Annotated in this window: 16 protein-coding genes; 1 reads left to right on the top strand and 15 read right to left on the bottom strand. The window is 71.8% G+C overall.

The window, feature by feature from the left end:
- The 3 genes from ABZV77_RS41655 to ABZV77_RS41645 form a co-directional block, all read right to left on the bottom strand.
- The coding region (locus tag ABZV77_RS41655; RefSeq protein ID WP_356268452.1) for an SDR family NAD(P)-dependent oxidoreductase at positions 1–110 on the bottom strand (110 nt) is incomplete at its 3' end.
- Positions 111–138: 28 nt separating this feature from the next.
- Positions 139–408, bottom strand: a complete 270-nt coding sequence (locus ABZV77_RS41650) for an acyl carrier protein (protein ID WP_356268448.1) — start codon at positions 406–408, stop codon at positions 139–141.
- A 253-nt stretch (positions 409–661) separates the two neighbouring features.
- Positions 662–1,288 carry a hemerythrin domain-containing protein gene (locus tag ABZV77_RS41645; RefSeq protein ID WP_356268447.1) on the bottom strand — a complete coding sequence of 209 codons (627 nt, stop codon included), beginning with the start codon at positions 1,286–1,288 and terminating at the stop codon, positions 662–664.
- Positions 1,289–1,553: 265 nt separating this feature from the next.
- Between ABZV77_RS41645 and sigJ the strand changes: the two genes are divergently transcribed.
- Positions 1,554–2,582, top strand: coding sequence for an RNA polymerase sigma factor SigJ (gene sigJ, locus ABZV77_RS41640; RefSeq protein ID WP_356268445.1), 1,029 nt, complete (start codon positions 1,554–1,556; stop codon positions 2,580–2,582).
- A gap of 9 nt (positions 2,583–2,591) precedes the next feature.
- Here the strand turns inward: sigJ and ABZV77_RS41635 are convergent, their stop codons facing one another.
- From ABZV77_RS41635 to ABZV77_RS41580, 12 genes are all read right to left on the bottom strand, one after another.
- Positions 2,592–3,947, bottom strand: a complete 1,356-nt coding sequence (locus ABZV77_RS41635; RefSeq protein WP_356268443.1) for a cation:proton antiporter — start codon at positions 3,945–3,947, stop codon at positions 2,592–2,594.
- A gap of 103 nt (positions 3,948–4,050) precedes the next feature.
- Complete coding sequence (locus tag ABZV77_RS41630; RefSeq protein ID WP_356268441.1) at positions 4,051–4,488, bottom strand: nitroreductase family deazaflavin-dependent oxidoreductase; 438 nt, start codon at positions 4,486–4,488, stop codon at positions 4,051–4,053.
- Positions 4,489–4,781: 293 nt separating this feature from the next.
- Positions 4,782–5,336 carry a flavin reductase family protein gene (locus ABZV77_RS41625; RefSeq protein WP_356268439.1) on the bottom strand — a complete coding sequence of 185 codons (555 nt, stop codon included), beginning with the start codon at positions 5,334–5,336 and terminating at the stop codon, positions 4,782–4,784.
- Positions 5,337–5,383: 47 nt separating this feature from the next.
- Complete coding sequence (locus tag ABZV77_RS41620) at positions 5,384–6,895, bottom strand: FAD-binding protein (RefSeq protein WP_356268437.1); 1,512 nt, start codon at positions 6,893–6,895, stop codon at positions 5,384–5,386.
- A 96-nt stretch (positions 6,896–6,991) separates the two neighbouring features.
- A complete protein-coding gene (locus ABZV77_RS41615) occupies positions 6,992–8,629 on the bottom strand; it encodes an MFS transporter (RefSeq protein ID WP_356268435.1) in 1,638 nt (545 codons plus the stop codon).
- 168 nt (positions 8,630–8,797) lie between these two features.
- Entirely contained in the window at positions 8,798–9,163 is a 366-nt protein-coding gene (locus ABZV77_RS41610; protein ID WP_356268434.1) for an antibiotic biosynthesis monooxygenase family protein, read from the bottom strand.
- 21 nt (positions 9,164–9,184) lie between these two features.
- Positions 9,185–9,709: a nitroreductase family deazaflavin-dependent oxidoreductase gene (locus tag ABZV77_RS41605; RefSeq protein ID WP_356268432.1), complete on the bottom strand. Its 525-nt coding sequence runs from the start codon at positions 9,707–9,709 to the stop codon at positions 9,185–9,187.
- Positions 9,710–9,782: 73 nt separating this feature from the next.
- A complete protein-coding gene (locus ABZV77_RS41600; RefSeq protein WP_356268430.1) occupies positions 9,783–11,477 on the bottom strand; it encodes a tryptophan 7-halogenase in 1,695 nt (564 codons plus the stop codon).
- 59 nt (positions 11,478–11,536) lie between these two features.
- The gene (locus ABZV77_RS41595; RefSeq protein WP_356268428.1) at positions 11,537–12,751 is read right to left on the bottom strand and encodes a ketosynthase chain-length factor; all 1,215 of its coding nucleotides are present in this window, start codon (positions 12,749–12,751) and stop codon (positions 11,537–11,539) included.
- Positions 12,748–14,004: a beta-ketoacyl-[acyl-carrier-protein] synthase family protein gene (locus ABZV77_RS41590; RefSeq protein ID WP_356268426.1), complete on the bottom strand. Its 1,257-nt coding sequence runs from the start codon at positions 14,002–14,004 to the stop codon at positions 12,748–12,750. The genes ABZV77_RS41595 and ABZV77_RS41590 overlap by 4 nt, the downstream gene beginning before the upstream one ends.
- Before the next feature lie 31 nt (positions 14,005–14,035).
- Positions 14,036–14,365 (bottom strand): TcmI family type II polyketide cyclase, encoded by a 330-nt coding sequence (locus tag ABZV77_RS41585; protein ID WP_356268424.1) that lies wholly within the window; start codon positions 14,363–14,365, stop codon positions 14,036–14,038.
- 227 nt (positions 14,366–14,592) lie between these two features.
- Positions 14,593–15,489, bottom strand: a complete 897-nt coding sequence (locus tag ABZV77_RS41580; RefSeq protein ID WP_356268422.1) for a hypothetical protein — start codon at positions 15,487–15,489, stop codon at positions 14,593–14,595.
- Positions 15,490–15,599 lie beyond the last annotated feature (110 nt).

Below are 15,599 nucleotides of genomic sequence, written 5' to 3'. Positions count from 1 at the left end.
CGGGCACCGAGGAACACCCGGTGGCCCTGCCCGGCCAGCAGCCGGGCGGTAGCCAGACCGATACCACTGGTCGCACCGGTGACGAGTGCGACGCGCTTGTCCTGCTGCATGATCGGTTCTCCTCTGGGGCGGGCCGGGTCAGACCGCGGCGGAGGTGGTCAGGTGGAGGTTGACGGCGGCGATCAGGGCGCGGGGCGTGCGGTTGTCGGAGAACACCTCGTCGTCCAGGGCGATGCCGTACTCGCGCTCGATGCGGCTGCCGGTCTCCAGCAGCGCCAGCGACTCGTAGCCGAGGTCGTCGAAGTCGCGGTCGAGGATGTCGCCGTCCAGGGCGGCGCCGTCGTCGGCGCCCGCACCCTCCAGGAGGATGCGCTTGAGGTCGGCGAGAGCGAACTGAGGGGTCGTCATCACTGCTGTCCCTTCGAAGGGGCGGATCGTGCCCGGGCGGGCAACACAAAGGCCGCACGGGGCGAAAGCCCGTACGGCCGCGAAGAACCAAGAAGAACCGAGAGGAACCAGGAAGAACCAGGAAGAACGAGCCCCCGGCAACGCCGACGCCCCCGCCGGTGGCGGGGGATTCACACCGGCAGGGGCGCGCTTGGGGCGGGGCCCGACGGGGGGCCGCTCGCGGGCCGGCTCCACGGAGCCGGCCGGGGTGGGGTCAGGCGGAGAAGAGCCCCCGCTTCTGGTAACTCGACTCCCAGAACAGCTTGTTGAGGACCTTCACCGGGGCGGGCATGCACTCCAGGAACCGCTTGCGCTCGGCGACGTCCCGGCCGTCCATGACCCAGGGAATGTAGACGGCCGCGCCCTTGGGGCCCTGCTTCTTGGCCATGGCGCTGCGGAAGGCGTCCCAGTCCTTGTTGGTGAGCACGTCCTGAATGAGCGGCAGCGCCGCGTTCTCCTCGTGCCGCATGTGGGAGCCGAGCGACTGGGCCAGCCGGTCCACGCGCTCGCCGAGGTCCGCGGACGCGCGGGACAGACCCGCATCCACGGCGTCGAGCACCGCGTCCAGCTGCGCGTGCTCGGCCTCCATCTCGGCCAGGAGCTTCTGGTCATCGGGCCGGTCGGTCACCTGCGCGGCGACCCGCGGCCACAGCACGGCGTCCTCCACCGTGTGATGGACGTGCAGCTGACGCTTGAAATTCTCCCAGCCGGCCCGGACCTGAGGGGTGGCGGCCCGGCCGGAGGCCACCGCCGCCGCGAGCCTTTCGAGGTCACGCCGGAACGCGTCGTGCGTCGCGTACATGACGGCGAAATTGATCGGGGCCTGCTGTGCAACTGCCATGGTGTGCCGTTCCTTTCGTCGGCGACCGGCCCCCGGCCGGTCGACAGATCAGACAACTCGCGGCCGCGGACGAGAGGTTGGTGTCCCCCGTCCCGACTCCCGCACCCCGCGGCCCGGGATGCCCTCGCGAACGAGAGGGGCCGGGCCTGGACATGTGTGACATGCGGGCCCGACTCTGTGAGGTGAAACACACCCGCCGGGCCGATGTCACACTCCAGGCAGCCGTGGCCTCTCAGGAGCGAGCGCGTCACACGGGAGGTGCACCATGTCCGACAGTGCGGAAGAAGACTTCGAAGACTTCACGGACGGATCGGCCACGCAGCAGGGCGGCACGCCCGAAACCACCGCGGCCGCCGCGGCCGAGGCCCTCGACGCCGTCGAGGCCTCCACCGAGGTCTTCGTCGGCTACCGGGAACTGCTCTTCTCCATCGTCTACAACCTGCTCGGCTCCGTCGCCGACACCGAGGACGTCCTGCAGGAGACCTGGCTGTCCTGGTCGGGCAAGAAGAGCCGCTCGCCCCGCCAGGAGATCGAGAACCCGCGCGCCTACCTGGTGCGGATCGCCGTCAACCACGCCCTGGCCCGCAAGGACGCCATCACCCGCAGGCGCGAGACGTACGTCGGTCCCTGGCTGCCCGAACCGCTGATCACCAAGACGGCCGAGGCGCCCGCGGCGGACGTCGCCGAACAGGCCCTGCGCACCGAGTCGGTGTCGATGGCCATGATGGTGGTCCTGGAGACGCTGACCCCGCTGGAGCGGGCGGTGTTCGTGCTGCACGAGGTGTTCGGCTACGCGCACACCGAGATCGCCGGCATCCTGGAGCGCAGCCCCTCGGCGGTGCGCCAGCTCGCGCACCGGGCCCGCGCCCACGTCCAGGCCCGTCGCCCCCGCTACGAGACCACCCCGCAGGTCCAGCAGGAGGTCACCGAACGTTTCGTGGCCGCCGCCCTGGGCGGCGACCTCGACGCGCTGATGGAGATGCTGGCCCCCGAGGTCACCATGTGGACCGACGGCGGCGGCAAGGTGCGCACCGCGGGCCTGCGGCCCGTCAGCGGCCGCGACAAGGTCTGCCGCATGCTCGCCGGATACGCCGAGCGCGCCCCCAAGGACATCGACGTCCACTACCGGCACGTCAACGGCGATGCCTCGGCGGTGGTGTTCTCCGAGGAGTCGCCCTACGCGGTCATCGTCATGGACCTCACGCCCGGCGGCGACCAGGTGCGCGGCATCTACGCCGTCACCAACCCGGACAAGCTGGCGCGGGTCCGCTCGGGCCCGGACGACGAGGAGTGAGCACCGGCCTCAGCGCGGGCCGGGCCGCGGTCCTGAGCCCTCGCCCGGCCCGCCCGCGGGCACCACCACCGACGGCGCGCCGCCCGGCGCGCGCTCCACGGCCCGCTCCGCCCCGGCGCCCGCCGCCCCGCCGCTCATGCCGAGCAGCCGCAGCAGCGGGCCCGCCATCGCGGTGGTGACCAGGGCCATCACCACCATCATGGTGAACATCTGCGCCGAGATCAGGCCCAGTTCACGGCCGATGCCCAGGATGACGAGCTCGGTCAGGCCGCGGGTGTTCATCAGCGCCCCGAACGCGGTGGCCTCCCGCCAGCTCAGCCCCGCCACCCGGGCGGGCAGCGCCGCCCCCGCGAACTTGCCGAGCACGGCGCTCACCACGATCACGGCGAGCGCGAGCAGCCCGGAGACACCGAGCGCGCTCACGTCCACCGACAGCCCGGTGACCACGAAGAAGACCGGCAAGAGCAGCGCCGACACCTTCTCGATGGGCACCTCGACCTGGTGGTGCAGTGCGGGCGTGCGCCGCCGCGGCATCACCAGACCGAAGGCGAACGCGCCGAAGATGGCGTGGATCCCGATCCAGGAGGTGACGAACGAGGAGACGAACACCCCCGAGACGATCAGGACGAGCAGGTGCCCCTTCGCCGGGCCCGCGTCCCCGCGCAGCAGCGCCCGGGCCAGCAACGGCCGTACGACGACAGCCATCACCACCCCGTAGCCGATGGTCAGGGCGACGACGGAGAAGAACTCGCCGGTGCCGCCCGCGCCCGCCACGGCGACCACCAGCACCAGTACGCACCAGGCGACCACGTCACCGATCGCCGCACAGGCCATCGCCAGGGTGCCGGCCCGCGACGTGGACAGGCCGCCGTCGCGGATGATCCGCGCAAGCACCGGGAACGCGGTGATGGAGAACGCGGTGCCCAGATACAGGACGAAGGTGCCGGTGCCGACGTCGTCGGTGCCCTGCGAGGCGTACAGCATCGCCGCGGCGCCCGCGCCCAGGGCGAAGGGCACCGCCATGGCCAGCGCGGCCAGCGCACCCACCGCCCGCCCCCGGCCGCGCAGCCGGGTCAGGTCCAGCTCCCAGCCGGCCAGGAACATGAACAGCACCAGGCCCACCTGGGAGATCGCGCCGAGCAGCGGCCGGGCGTCGTCGGGGAAGATCCGGGCGGGCAGATCGCCCGGCAGCAGCCCCAGCAGGCTGGGGCCGAGCAGGATCCCCACGGCGATCTCCGCGACGACGGGCGGCTGGTGCAGCCGGCGCGCGAAGCGGGCCATCGCGGCGCCCGCGAGCAGGACGATCGCAACATCGATCAGGACTATCGCTTCCAGCGGCAGGGCCTCGCCCGATGCCGATGCCATCTTGCCTCCACACACAACGGAACGCGGGGCCGCCGGTGGGAAGCCGGTCGGACAGCCACCGCCGTTCACGACCGGACCCCCGGGTGGGGGCATTGGATTGCGGTCAGGTTCGCTCGGCGGGCACCTCCTCGCGGGCCGCCACCGGGCGCAGCTCGATGAAGTCGAAGGCCTTGAAGCGGCGCAGGATGGGCCGCAGCGGGGCGGGCACGACGGCCTGCTGCTCGTCCACGTACACCCGCGGGTCGGCCAGCTGGATGCGCCGGCCCAGCGTGCGCAGCTCGCAGCCGTTGTGGGCGACGGTGTTGCGCACCCAGTCCGACTGGGGCCCATAGGGCAGGGACATCACATAGTGCGGGCCCTTGCGGAACACCTTGACGGGGGTGCGGTAGGTGCGGCCCGACTTGCGGCCGCGGTGCAGGACGGCGCCGAAGCCCGGCAGGCGCGTGAGCACCGGGCCGACGAAGCGGTTGGCGAACCTGCGGTTGAAACGGGCCAGGCGTCTTTGCACAGACGCACCGGACGTTCCGGTGGTGCCGGACATCCACGACTCCCTTGCTTGGTCGGGTCGTTGGCCGGGCCCCCCGGAAGGCCCTCAGGGCCTGTCTTTGAACCCCCGCCTGCGCCCCGGCGGCCGGCACGCCCTCCCCCGAGCTCTCGGCTGCGCTCGAGCAGGGGGGACCCCCATGGCGCACGGCGGCCCAGGACAGGTGGCTCCGCCACATGACCTGGGCCGCCGCACACCGATCGCACGCACCGGCCGCCGCTGCGCCCGCGCTCCGCGCGAACGACGGGGGTTCAAAGACAGGCCCTCAGGCCCCCCAGGGCCCCGGGGTGCTAGCTGTCGAACATGGGGTGCGGGCCGTGCGGCTCGTCCTCCAGGGCGCCCATCGAGCCGCGGAAGAAGATCAGCGGTTCGGTGTCGGCGCGCGCCACGCCGAGCTCGGCCACCTCGCCGACGAAGATGGTGTGGTCGCCGCCCTCGAAGGTGTTGACCAGGCGGCAGGAGAGGAACGCCATGGCCTGGCTGAGCACCGGCACCCCGGCCCCGGAGTAGCGGTGCTCCACGTCCTGCAGGGTCGCGGTGTGCTTCCCGGCGAAGGCCCAGGCCAGCGGCTCCTGCCGGCCGGCCAGGAAGTTCACGGTGTAGGCGCCGGACTCCTCCACCAACGGCCGGAGCCGGGAGGCCTGGTGCAGGCAGAACAGCACCAGGGGCGGGTCCAGGGAGACGGAGGTGAAGGAGTTGACGGTGGTGCCGGCAGCGTGGGGCCCGCTGCCGCTGGTGATCACGGTCACGCCGGTCACGAAGAGGCCGCACACGGTGCGCAGCGTCTTGCCGTCGATCGGACCGGCCTGCTGCGGTGGGTGGGTGTCTGTCGGCGTCGCGGTCATGCGCGCCTCCTGGAAAGGGGTCGGATGGTGCCGGCGGGTGGGTGGGCTCAGCGGATGCTCTGCGCGAAGGTGAAGACCCGGTGCGGGTCGTAGGCCTGCTTCACGGCGAGCAGGCGCGGGTGGTTCTCGGCGTAGTAGGAGCGCTGGAAGTCCGCCAGGGCGGGGTCGATGAAGTTCTGGTAGGTCTCGCCCGAGGAGTGCGGGTCGATGGCGGCGAAACCCCGGTCCACCCAGGCCTGCCCGGCCGTCTTGTCGGCGCCGCTGGGCGTGGCCGAACCCGGTATCGCCACCAGGTAGTTGGCGGTGAAGATGCTGTCGCGGTGCACATAGGCGGTGGCCGTGCGGCCCAGGTCGGCGGCGGCCCCGCCGACCGGCAGCACCTGCATCTGGTGCATCTGGCCCGCCCGGCGCTCGGCGTCGAAGACGGCCAGCGCGCCGGCCCAGCCGGTGCGCGACATGGGCTCCTTGAACATGCGGCTGCGCTCCAGGCTGAACGCGGGCCGCGGCAGCTGCCCCTCCGCGGTGGCCTCGGCGCGGTGGCACTGGGCGACGGTCTTGGTGGCGCAGCCGTAGACGCCCATCATCAGGTCGCGGTAGGGGAGCGTGCCGCCGGTGCGGTTGACGGGCTGCCCGGTGAGCGAGAGCAGGCGGCCCGTCTCGTCGTCGAGCTGGGCCTGGGTGCCGGTGGACACCAGGCGGATCACCGGGGTCGGGGCGGTGCCGGGCGCCGCGTCGGGCAGGTTGATCACGCAGGCGCCGCCGATGGCGCGGGGCGCGTCCACCAGCCAGCGGGCGTAGCCGTCGACCATGTCCAGGGCCTTGTCCCAGGAGAAGACGAGGGTGGCGGTGGCCACGTCGGTGACGGGGGAGGGCTTGACCGTGTACGAGGTGACGACGCCGAAGTTGCCGCCGCCCCCGCCGCGCAGGGCCCAGAACAGGTCGGGGTGGCTCTTGGCCGACGCGGTCACGTGCCGCCCGTCGGCCAGCACCACCCGGGCCGAGGTCAGCGCGTCGCAGGCCACGCCCAGCGGCCGGGTCAGGAAGCCGACGCCGCCGCCGTGGATGAACCCGCCGGCCGCGACGGTGGCGCAGGCGCCGCCGGTGACCGCGAGCCCGGCCGGGGCCAGCCCGTTGAGGACGTCCACGTTCTGCGCCCCGGCGCCCATCGTGGCCCGGCCCTCGGACAGCGCCACGGAGTTGAGCCGGGAGACGTCGATGACCAGGCCGGTGGTGGTGGAGTAGCCGCCCAGGCTGTGGCCGCCGCTGCGCACGGACAGCGCGAGGGCGTGGTCCTGGGCGAAGGTCAGACACAGCGCCACGTCGGAGGGGCTCTCGCAGTAGGCGACGGCCCGGGGGTCGATGGAGTCGTACTGCTTGGAGTCCAGCTGTTTGGCGAGCGCGTACCCGGCGTCGCCGGGCAGCACCAGATCGCCGCCCAGACGGGTGCGGAGCCGGTCCCAGGGCACGCCGCCCAGGGCGTGTCCGGCGGCCGGGCGCAGGGCGGTGAGGCCCAGGGCGGTGGCGCCGGAGGCGCCCAGGAGGGTTCTTCGACTGATCATGGGGATGTCCAACCACGAGCGCCCCCGGCCCTGTCGGGGCCGGGGGCGGATTCGGTAGGGGAAAGTGCGCCGGTGCCGGGCGGCACCGGGGCGGCGTCAGCCGGTGACGGTGGCGTCCTTCTCCGGCGTGCTGGCCGCCGGATCGGCGGGTGCGCCGTGGCCGCCGCCGGAGGGCGTGGGCCCGCCCTTGAGGGCCAGGCACAGTGCCGCACCGGCGAACATCGTCAGGGCGGGCACCAGCATGGTGGGCTGCAGCGCGTCCACGAAGCTGTTGGAGAACACCTTGCCGGCCAGTTCCTGGAAGGTGTGCGCCACATCGCCGGGCAGGTCGGCGGGGAGCGAGCCGCCGCCCTGGTCGGTGCCGACGCCGACGGTCTTGGCGCCGTCACCGAAGGCGGAGGTGAAGCCCTCGCGGTACTGCTCGGGCAGCTTGGCGGCGCTGGTGGCGGCCTCCTCGCGCAGCGCGGAGACCAGCTGGGCCTGCAGGACCGCGCCGATGACGGCACCGGCCATCACCGAACCGACCTGCCGCAGCGCGTTGTTGACGCCGGAGGCGGCACCGGTCAGATGCGGCGGCACGTTGCGCATGACCTCCGAGCCCATCGGGGCGAAGGTGCAGCCCGCCCCCAGACCGGCGACGAACAGCGGCCCGATGAACGCCGTCCAGCTGCTGTCGGTGTCGGCGGTCAGCAGGATCCAGGTGATGCCGATGCCGAACATCGAAAGCCCGGCCGTCAGGATGTACTTGCCGCCGAACTTCTCCGACAGGATGCCGGCCGGACCGGCCGTGAACATGGAGCCCAGCGCCAGCGGCACCAGCACCAGACCGGTCTTCATGGCGCTGAAGCCGAGCACCGACTGCAGATAGATCGTCGTGGGCAGCAGGATGCCCAGCACCCCGAAGGAGACCGCGATGCCGACCAGGTTGACCACGGCGAAGTTGCGGTCCTTGAACAGCGAGAACGGCAGCAGCGGTTCGTTGTCCTGCTGGCCGCGCTCGTAGAGCAGGAACACGCCCAGCAGGGCGACGGCGCCGCCGATCAGCGTCCAGATCCAGGTGTTCCAGTCATAGCGCTCGCCCTCGGTCAGGCCGAAGGCCAGGCAGAACAGCGCGGCCGAGGCGAGCAGCACGCCCGGCAGGTCGTAGCGGTGCCGGACGGTCCTGACGTGCTTGGGCATCACCCGCAGGCCGAAGACCAGCACCAGCACGCCGACGGGGATGTTGATGAAGAACACCCAGCGCCAGTCCATGTGGGTGACCAGCAGGCCGCCGACGGTCGGGCCGATCGCCCCGGACACTCCGGCGACCGCGCCCCAGACGCCGTAGGCGGCGCCGCGCTTCTCCGGCGGGAACACATCGGTGATGATCGACAGGGTCTGCGGCATCAGCATCGCGGCGCCCACGCCCTGCACCGCGCGGAACGCGATGAGCTGGGCGGGATCCTGCGCCAGCCCGCAGGCCAGGCTGGAGAGGGTGAACAGGGCCACGCCGGACAGGAACAGATTGCCCTTGCCGTGGATGTCGCCCAGCCGCCCGGCCGTGATGATCAGGGTGGCCAGTACGAGGGTGTAGGAGTTGACGACCCACAGCACCTGGTCGAGCGAGGCGCCCAGGTCGTCGGTCATGTCCGGGATGGCGATGTTCACGATCGTCAGGTCCACCAGGGTCATCACGAACCCCAGGCACAGGACGCTCAGAACCGCCCACGGATTTGTCTGCCGTACTTGAGTCATGTTCCTCTCCCAGTGGGCGTCCAGGCCGCTCACAGCGTGTCGTGGTGCAACCAAGAGGCCGGGCGCCCGCGGGGTGTGACATGCGGCCCGCCAGTGAGACGCACGCCACACCCGCCGGGTGTCCGGCCGGCCCGCACACCGCCCCGGACACCGGCTTGCGGCGCCGCGTCAGGCGACGCAGATCCCCTCGACGGCGACCTTCTCGTAGGCGTGCGGGTAGGCGGTGATCCCCTCCGGGTACTTCCCGGCCGCCTGCTGGAACTCCGGCGTGCTGAAGGCGGCGAACAGCGCCTGGGTCGACTCCCACACCGCGATGTTGACGACCAGCCGGCTGCCGCCCGTGCCCTTGTGCAGCTGCGTGCGGATACAGCCCGGGCTGGCCTTCATGTACGCGGCGTCCGCACGCCAGATGGTCAGGAACTCCTCGTACAGCTCCGGCGGCACGTCGAAGACGTTGACCAGGGTGATCGGCCCGGTCGTCTCCTGGAACTGCTTCATCAGCGGGGTGCCCGGATCCAGTGCTGCTATCTTCATCGGCTTCCTTTCGCGGAAGGTTCAGAGCTCCTGCGGGTCCAGGTCGTCGGGGGTGAGCACGACGATGGGCAGCAGGCGTTCGGTCTTGTCCTGGAACTTCAAGAAGGTGGGGAAGACGTCGGTCAGCGCCTTCCAGAGCCGGTCCCGCTCGGCCCCGGACTTCTGCAGCGCGGCCGTGCACCGGATCGTCTCCGCGCCGATCTCGACCTTCACCGCCGGGTTGCTGCGCAGGTTGTGGTACCAGCCGGGGTGCACCGCGTTGCCGCCGTAGGCCGCCAGCACGATGAAGCGCCCGTTGTCGTAGAGGTAGCCGACCGGGTTGGTGCGGCGCTTGCCGCTCTTGCGGCCCTGGGTGGTCAGCAGCAGCGCGTCCAGGCGGCCGAACTTGCCGAGCACCTTGCCGCTGCTCCTGCGGTAGATCCACACGTTCGCCGCCACGATGGCCCGGTTGATGCGGATGATCGCCCTGGAGGGCCGCGGGGCGCCGGCCGCGGCCGGTTTGGCGTGCGGGTCCCGGGCCGCCGGCAGTGCCGTGGTGTCGGGCATGGGGGTGTCCTTTCCTTCGGATCGGTTCCTCGGGGGGCGTGCCCGGCGACCGGCCGGGGCACGGCAGACGTTGCTAGAGCGGCCGTTTGCCCTTGAGGGCCGAGCGCACGGAGCTGGCCAGCAGCGAGCGGGCCATGTCGCGCAGCTCACCGGCCGGCGCCTTGCGCAGCGACCAGTGCATGAACCGGGCGACTTGCGCCGTGCTCGGGTACACGAACCGGGTGGACTCCTCGTCCTTCCACCCGAACACCGGGTTCAGGCCCTGGCAGTCGCGCAGCGCCGCGAAGATGATGTCCGCGGCGGTGTCCCCGTCCACCTCGCCGACCTCGTACTTCTCGCAGGTCTCCGCGGTCAGCTCGAGGATGTGCCGGAAGTCGTCGTGCGGCCACCACAGGCCCGGATAGGCGCTGTTCTCCAGCTCCTTGAGGTGGCGCTCGTCGCCGTCCAGCTCGTACTGGACCCGGGCCCGGTGCAGCCGCATCACCCCGGGCGTCAGGAACCCGCCCCACACCCGGAACACCGCGTTCCACAGCCGGAAGTGGGAGAAGGCGATGTAGGAGCTGTTGACCAGGTCGTCGTTGTACTGCAGCAGCCCGCGCTCGACCTGCTCGACATAGGCGAAGCGCTCCACCGACCAGTCGTCGTCCGCCAGCGACTCCAAAAGGCGCGAGCACAGCGCGTACACCACCTCGAAGGTGTTGGACAGACCGCGCGAGTACAGCGGGTCCAAGAACCCCGCCGCGTGCGACATCAGGCACCAGCGGTGCCCGATCGACCGGCTGGAGGAGTACTGCAGCCGGTCGGTGGAGATCCACTCGCGGACCCGCTTGGCCCCCACGAACTGCCGCTTGACGGCCGGGTACTTGTCCAGGAAGGAGCGGAACTCCTCCTCGGGCGTCAGGTCCGCCGGCCTGGGATAGGTGCGCTCGTCCATGGTCAGGCCGACGCTGACCATCGGGTTCTTGGAGCCCTTGGCGTTGTCGAACGGGATGATCCAGAACCAGCCGCGCTCGATGAGGTGGTGCAGGGTGCCGTTGTGCCACTGGGCGGGCGGGCGCTTGCTCACCGGGTGGTGCGACACGTCGTCGAACGGCTTGACGCCGATGTAGTGCGTGAACAGCGACCGGGCGTGGTGCTTGAAGCGGGCCGGCTGCTCGCGCAGCTGGAACTTCTCCGCCAGCGGCGAGCGGAACCCGCTCGCGTCGATGAGGTACTTGGCCCGGAACACCTCGCCGTTCTTGCCGCTGACGGTCACCCCGTCCTCGTCGAAGTCCAGGTCGGTGGCGAACCAGTTCTGCCGGGTGAGGCAGCCGTACTTCGCGGCGACGTTGAAGTAGTACTGGTCGCTGTCCTGGCGGAAGAGGTGGCTGGCGTCGGTCAGGGCCTTGGGGATGACGAACATCGTCGCCTCGTCGGGGTCGGGCTCCTTGCCCGCCTCGTGCTTGATGAACCCGAAGTTCTGCTTCTTGCCGTGGTGCGGGCCCAGATGGTCGGCGACCGCCTTGGTGTTCAGCAGATGGCCGAGCTCGGGCACGTCGAAACGCGACTGGAGAATGTGCAGCCACTCGATCAGCTGCGGCGTCATCGACTCGCCGACCGCGAACCGCGGGTGCTGCCCCGCGTCCACGAGCACCACCTTGGCGCCCTGGCGGGCCAGGACCGCCCCGGCGACCGAGCCCGCGAGCCCGGAGCCCAGGATGAAGACGTCGCACTGCTGGACCTTGTCGGACTTCTTGGCCCGGCCGCTCGCCATGACCTTGCTGGACATACGTGCCACCCTCTCTCGGGACGGATTGCTTGCTGTGCCGGTCGCGGCGTGCCCGGCCCTCACGGGGCGGATCGGGAGACGACCAGAGCGGAGTTGAAGCCGCCGTAACCGCGGGCGAGCACCAGGGCGTTCTCCAGCCGGGCCGCCCGCGCCCCGCCGGTGACCAGGTCCAGGCGGTGGGCGGGATCGGGCGTGACGTTGACGGTGGGCGGGATGACCCCGTCGCGCAGGGCGAGCAGCGCGGTGGCCACATCCAGCGAGGCGGCCCCGGACAGCAGCCGCCCCACCATCGTCTTGGGCGCGGTCACCGCCACCCGGCCCGGCCCGAACACCGCGGCCAGCGCCTGCGCCTCGATGCGGTCCAGGCCGGGCACGGCGGCGGCATCCGCGAACACCACATCCACCTCACCGGGCGCCAGCCCGGCATCGGCCAGGGCCAGTTCCACGGCCCGCTGCAGGCCCGGCGGGCGGCCGCTGTCCGGCCGGGGATCGAACGTGGCGGCATACCCGCGCACCGCCCCGTACACCGCGGCGCCGCGCTCTCGCGCCGCCGCCGCCTCCTCCAGGACGAGCAGCGCCCCGCCCTCGCCGGGCACATGGCCGGCGGCCCCGGCATCGAAGGGCAGATACGCCCGCTCGGCATCGCGGCTGGTGCTCAGGCGGCCCCCGGCCCACTGGGCGACGTGCCCCCAGGGGCAGATCGAGCCGTCCACCCCGCCGGAGACGATCAGCCGGCTGCCCCGGCGGATCTGCCGGCGGGCCTGCGCCAGGGCGTCCAGGCCGCCGGCCTGGTCGGAGACGATCACGCCGCTGGGGCCGCGCATCCCGTTGCGGATGGAGATCTGACCGGTGTTCACCGCGTAGAACCAGGCGAAGGACTGATACGCGGAGACGTAACTGCCGCCCTTGGACCACAGGTTCTGCAGCTCGCGCTGGCCGAACTCGAAGCCGCCCGCCGAGGCGGCGGTCACCACCCCCATGTCGAAGGGGTCCCACGCGGCGGGATCCACCCCGGCGTCCTGGAGCGCCCAGTCGGCGGCGACCAGCGCCAGCCGCGTCATGTGGTCGGTCTGCGCGATGAGGCGGCCCGGCAGATGCTCCTCGGCCCGGAAGTCGGGCACCTCACCGGCCAGCCCCGCCGGATAGCCGGCCGCGTCGAAGCGCTTGATGTCCTCGATGCCGCTCTTGCCCGCCAGCGTGGCATCCCAGTACGCCTCCACGCCAAGGCCGTTGGGCGCGGTGATGCCGATCCCGGTGACGACGGTGCTCCTCATGCCGCCCTCCGCAACACCATCGCGCTCTGGAACCCGCCGAAGCCGCTGCCCACGCTCAACACCGTGTCGGTGCGCTGCTCGCGGGCCACCAACGGCACGTAGTCCAGGTCGCACTCCGGGTCGGCCTCGTGCAGATTCGCCGTCGGCGGCACCACGTTGTGCTCGATGGCCAGCACCGACGCGGCGATCTCCAGGGAGCCGATCGCGCCGAGCGAGTGCCCCACCATCGACTTGATGGAGCTGACCGGCGTCCGGTAGGCGTGCGCGCCCAGGCTGTGCTTGAACGCGGCGGTCTCGTGCCGGTCGTTCTGCTTGGTGCCCGAACCGTGCGCGTTGATGTAGTCGACCTGCTCGGCGTTGATGCGCGCCTCCTCCAGGGCCAGCCGGATCGCCTCGGCCATCTCCCGGCCGTCCGGCCGCAGCCCCGTCATGTGAAAGGCGTTGCAGCGGGTCGCGAAGCCGCAGATCTCGGCGTAGATGTACGCGCCGCGCCGCTCGGCGCGCTCGCGCTCCTCCAGGACGAACATCGCCGCCCCCTCGCCGAGCACGAACCCGTTGCGGGTCCGGTCGAAGGGCCGCGAGGCCCGCTCGGGCTCCTCGTCCCGGGGCGTGGTCGCCTTGATGGCGTCGAAACAGGCCACCGTGATGGGGGAGATGGGGGCCGCGGCGGCCCCCGCCAGCATCACGTCCGCACTGCCCTCGCGGATCAGCTCGGTGGCATGACCCACCGAGTCCAGGCCCGAGGTGCAGCCGGTGGACACCACCGCGGCCGGCCCCTCGGCGCCCACCCGCCAGGCCACCTCGGAGGCGAACGAGCTGGGCACGAAGTAGTCGTACAGATGCGGCACCGCATAGCGGTGGTCGACCAGGTCCAGGCGGCCGCCGTCGCTGACGACGTTGTACTCGCGGTCCAGGGCCATGGTCGCGCCCACCCCGCTGCCGATGGTCACGCCGGTGCGGTGCGCCTCGATCGTCTCGGGGGTCAGCCCGCTGTCGGCCATCGCCTCGGCGGTGGTGACCACCGCGAACTGCGCGGCCCGGTCCATGCGCCGGATCTCCTGCGGGCTCAGCCCGTACTGCTCGGCATCGAAGTCGACCTCGGCGGCCACCCGGGAGCGGAACGGCGAAGGGTCGAACAGGGTGATGCGCCGGGTGGCGGTGCGGCCGTTGCTCAGCAGGTTCCAGAACTCCTTGGCCCCCACACCACCGGGCGCCACAACCCCGATGCCTGTAATCACTACGTCGCGTCCCATGCGGACGGTGCTCCCTTCCGGGGGAAAAACGTCACGAAGACCGGGTCCAGTGGTAGAAGCGCTCGGCCATCGCGTCCGCGGGCGAACGCCAGGTCGCCGGGTCGTAGGCCCCGATGTGCGGCCGCAGGTCGTCGCTGATCTTCATGAACAGCGGATGGGTCTTGGCCTCCTCGATCGCCCGGCCGCCCTGGTCGGAATCGAAGTCCTGCAGATGGAAGTAGAGGCCGCGGTAGGAGAAGAGCTGGCGCCGCCGGGTCCCCATCAGATCGGGCATCCCGGTGCCGTCGAACTCCCCGAAGATCCGGGCCACGTCATCGCCGGCGCCGGGGTCCATGCGCGCCACGATCAAAGTGCTGTGCATCGGCTGTCTCCCGTGGGTGGAAGGTTCGGTGCCCGCAGGCGAAGTCCCGGCAGAGCGCGTGAAACGGCCCGCGGGAGAAGGGAAGAAAGTCGCGGCGGCGGATGCGCCACCGAATGCGACGAGGCCCGGGAACAGTTCACCGGACTCTGCCCCATACCTTCTTCGGTCGGTGACCGGATTTCAATGGGAAGAACTTCAGAAATGTGTCAGAAATTCTTCAGAGAATTTCAGGAGCCGCCCGCCCCGCGCCCCGGCGCCGCACCGGGGGAGCGGCCCGCGGCCCGGCCCGCAGCGCGGCGCGCGAAACACGCGTGCACGTCCGCCTCCGCATAGGAGGTGCGCCCGGCCCGGCTGCGCCGCCGCCAGTGCTGCTCGCTGGCCAGCCGGTAGACCGTGCCGGTGGACACCGACCACAGCCGCGCCACCTCCCCGGCCGACAGCCACCGCTCGCCCTGCCCGCACAGCGCACGGCGCAGCTCCGTCCACCGCTCGCCGGGCCAGGTGTGCGCCGGGTCGGCGTCGCAGCGGATCGCCGTGCAGTCCTGTGTGTCCGCCCCGCGGAAGTCGGCGACCAGCGTGCCCGCGCAGCCCCGCGCCACACACGCCCCCACCCGCACCCGGCGCGGCGGCGGCGTGCCCCGGCCCACCCGGCGCGCGGCCGCCGCCAGCCGGGCGATCTCGTCGGCCGCCTCGGCGGCCGCCGGATGCGCGGCGAGCCAGTGGCCGTGCAGCAGCAGGAAGGCGCACAGCCGGCCCACGGCGCGCTCGGGCGCGGGCACCCGCAGCTGGGCGCTGACCAGCCCGGCCCACGAGCCCAGCGTGGCCAGCACCGCGGTGCGCACATCGGCGGCCGCCTCGTTGAACGGCATCCCCGGCAGCCCCGGGTTCCCGCTGACCCGCTCGCGCGCCCCGGCCCCGCCCCCGCCGCCGAGCCGGTGCGCCAACTCCTCGTACAGGGCGGGCAGTTCCCGCAGATCCCGGGCCAGCAGCCGCAGACACCCCGGGCACAGGCGCAACCCCTGCACCGCGGCGCCCGCGGCGGCCCCGCCCCCGCCCCGCCCGCAGCCCGCCCCCGCACACCGCGTCCGCGCGACGGTGGACACCCGCAGTTCACTTTGGTTCATCTGTATTCCCCCGTTAGTCCCGCGCGAGCCGCACCCCCCTGCCGTGCAAAGGAGCCGGCCCACACAAACGCCGTACATCCAAACGACATGCACATCACTCGTACGCAAAC

This window comes from Streptomyces sp. NPDC004732 (genome assembly GCF_040609235.1).
GTDB lineage: Bacteria > Actinomycetota > Actinomycetes > Streptomycetales > Streptomycetaceae > Streptomyces.
This window is presented reverse-complemented; position numbering and strand designations above follow the sequence as displayed.

Coding starts and splice junctions, on each gene's coding strand:
- ABZV77_RS41650 (WP_356268448.1), bottom strand. CDS start 408: ATGACGACCCCTCAGTTCGCTCTCGCCGACCTCAAGCGCATCCTCCTG.
- ABZV77_RS41645 (WP_356268447.1), bottom strand. CDS start 1,288: ATGGCAGTTGCACAGCAGGCCCCGATCAATTTCGCCGTCATGTACGCG.
- sigJ (WP_356268445.1), top strand. CDS start 1,554: ATGTCCGACAGTGCGGAAGAAGACTTCGAAGACTTCACGGACGGATCG.
- ABZV77_RS41635 (WP_356268443.1), bottom strand. CDS start 3,947: ATGGCATCGGCATCGGGCGAGGCCCTGCCGCTGGAAGCGATAGTCCTG.
- ABZV77_RS41630 (WP_356268441.1), bottom strand. CDS start 4,488: ATGTCCGGCACCACCGGAACGTCCGGTGCGTCTGTGCAAAGACGCCTG.
- ABZV77_RS41625 (WP_356268439.1), bottom strand. CDS start 5,336: ATGACCGCGACGCCGACAGACACCCACCCACCGCAGCAGGCCGGTCCG.
- ABZV77_RS41620 (WP_356268437.1), bottom strand. CDS start 6,895: ATGATCAGTCGAAGAACCCTCCTGGGCGCCTCCGGCGCCACCGCCCTG.
- ABZV77_RS41615 (WP_356268435.1), bottom strand. CDS start 8,629: ATGACTCAAGTACGGCAGACAAATCCGTGGGCGGTTCTGAGCGTCCTG.
- ABZV77_RS41610 (WP_356268434.1), bottom strand. CDS start 9,163: ATGAAGATAGCAGCACTGGATCCGGGCACCCCGCTGATGAAGCAGTTC.
- ABZV77_RS41605 (WP_356268432.1), bottom strand. CDS start 9,709: ATGCCCGACACCACGGCACTGCCGGCGGCCCGGGACCCGCACGCCAAA.
- ABZV77_RS41600 (WP_356268430.1), bottom strand. CDS start 11,477: ATGTCCAGCAAGGTCATGGCGAGCGGCCGGGCCAAGAAGTCCGACAAG.
- ABZV77_RS41595 (WP_356268428.1), bottom strand. CDS start 12,751: ATGAGGAGCACCGTCGTCACCGGGATCGGCATCACCGCGCCCAACGGC.
- ABZV77_RS41590 (WP_356268426.1), bottom strand. CDS start 14,004: ATGGGACGCGACGTAGTGATTACAGGCATCGGGGTTGTGGCGCCCGGT.
- ABZV77_RS41585 (WP_356268424.1), bottom strand. CDS start 14,365: ATGCACAGCACTTTGATCGTGGCGCGCATGGACCCCGGCGCCGGCGAT.
- ABZV77_RS41580 (WP_356268422.1), bottom strand. CDS start 15,489: ATGAACCAAAGTGAACTGCGGGTGTCCACCGTCGCGCGGACGCGGTGT.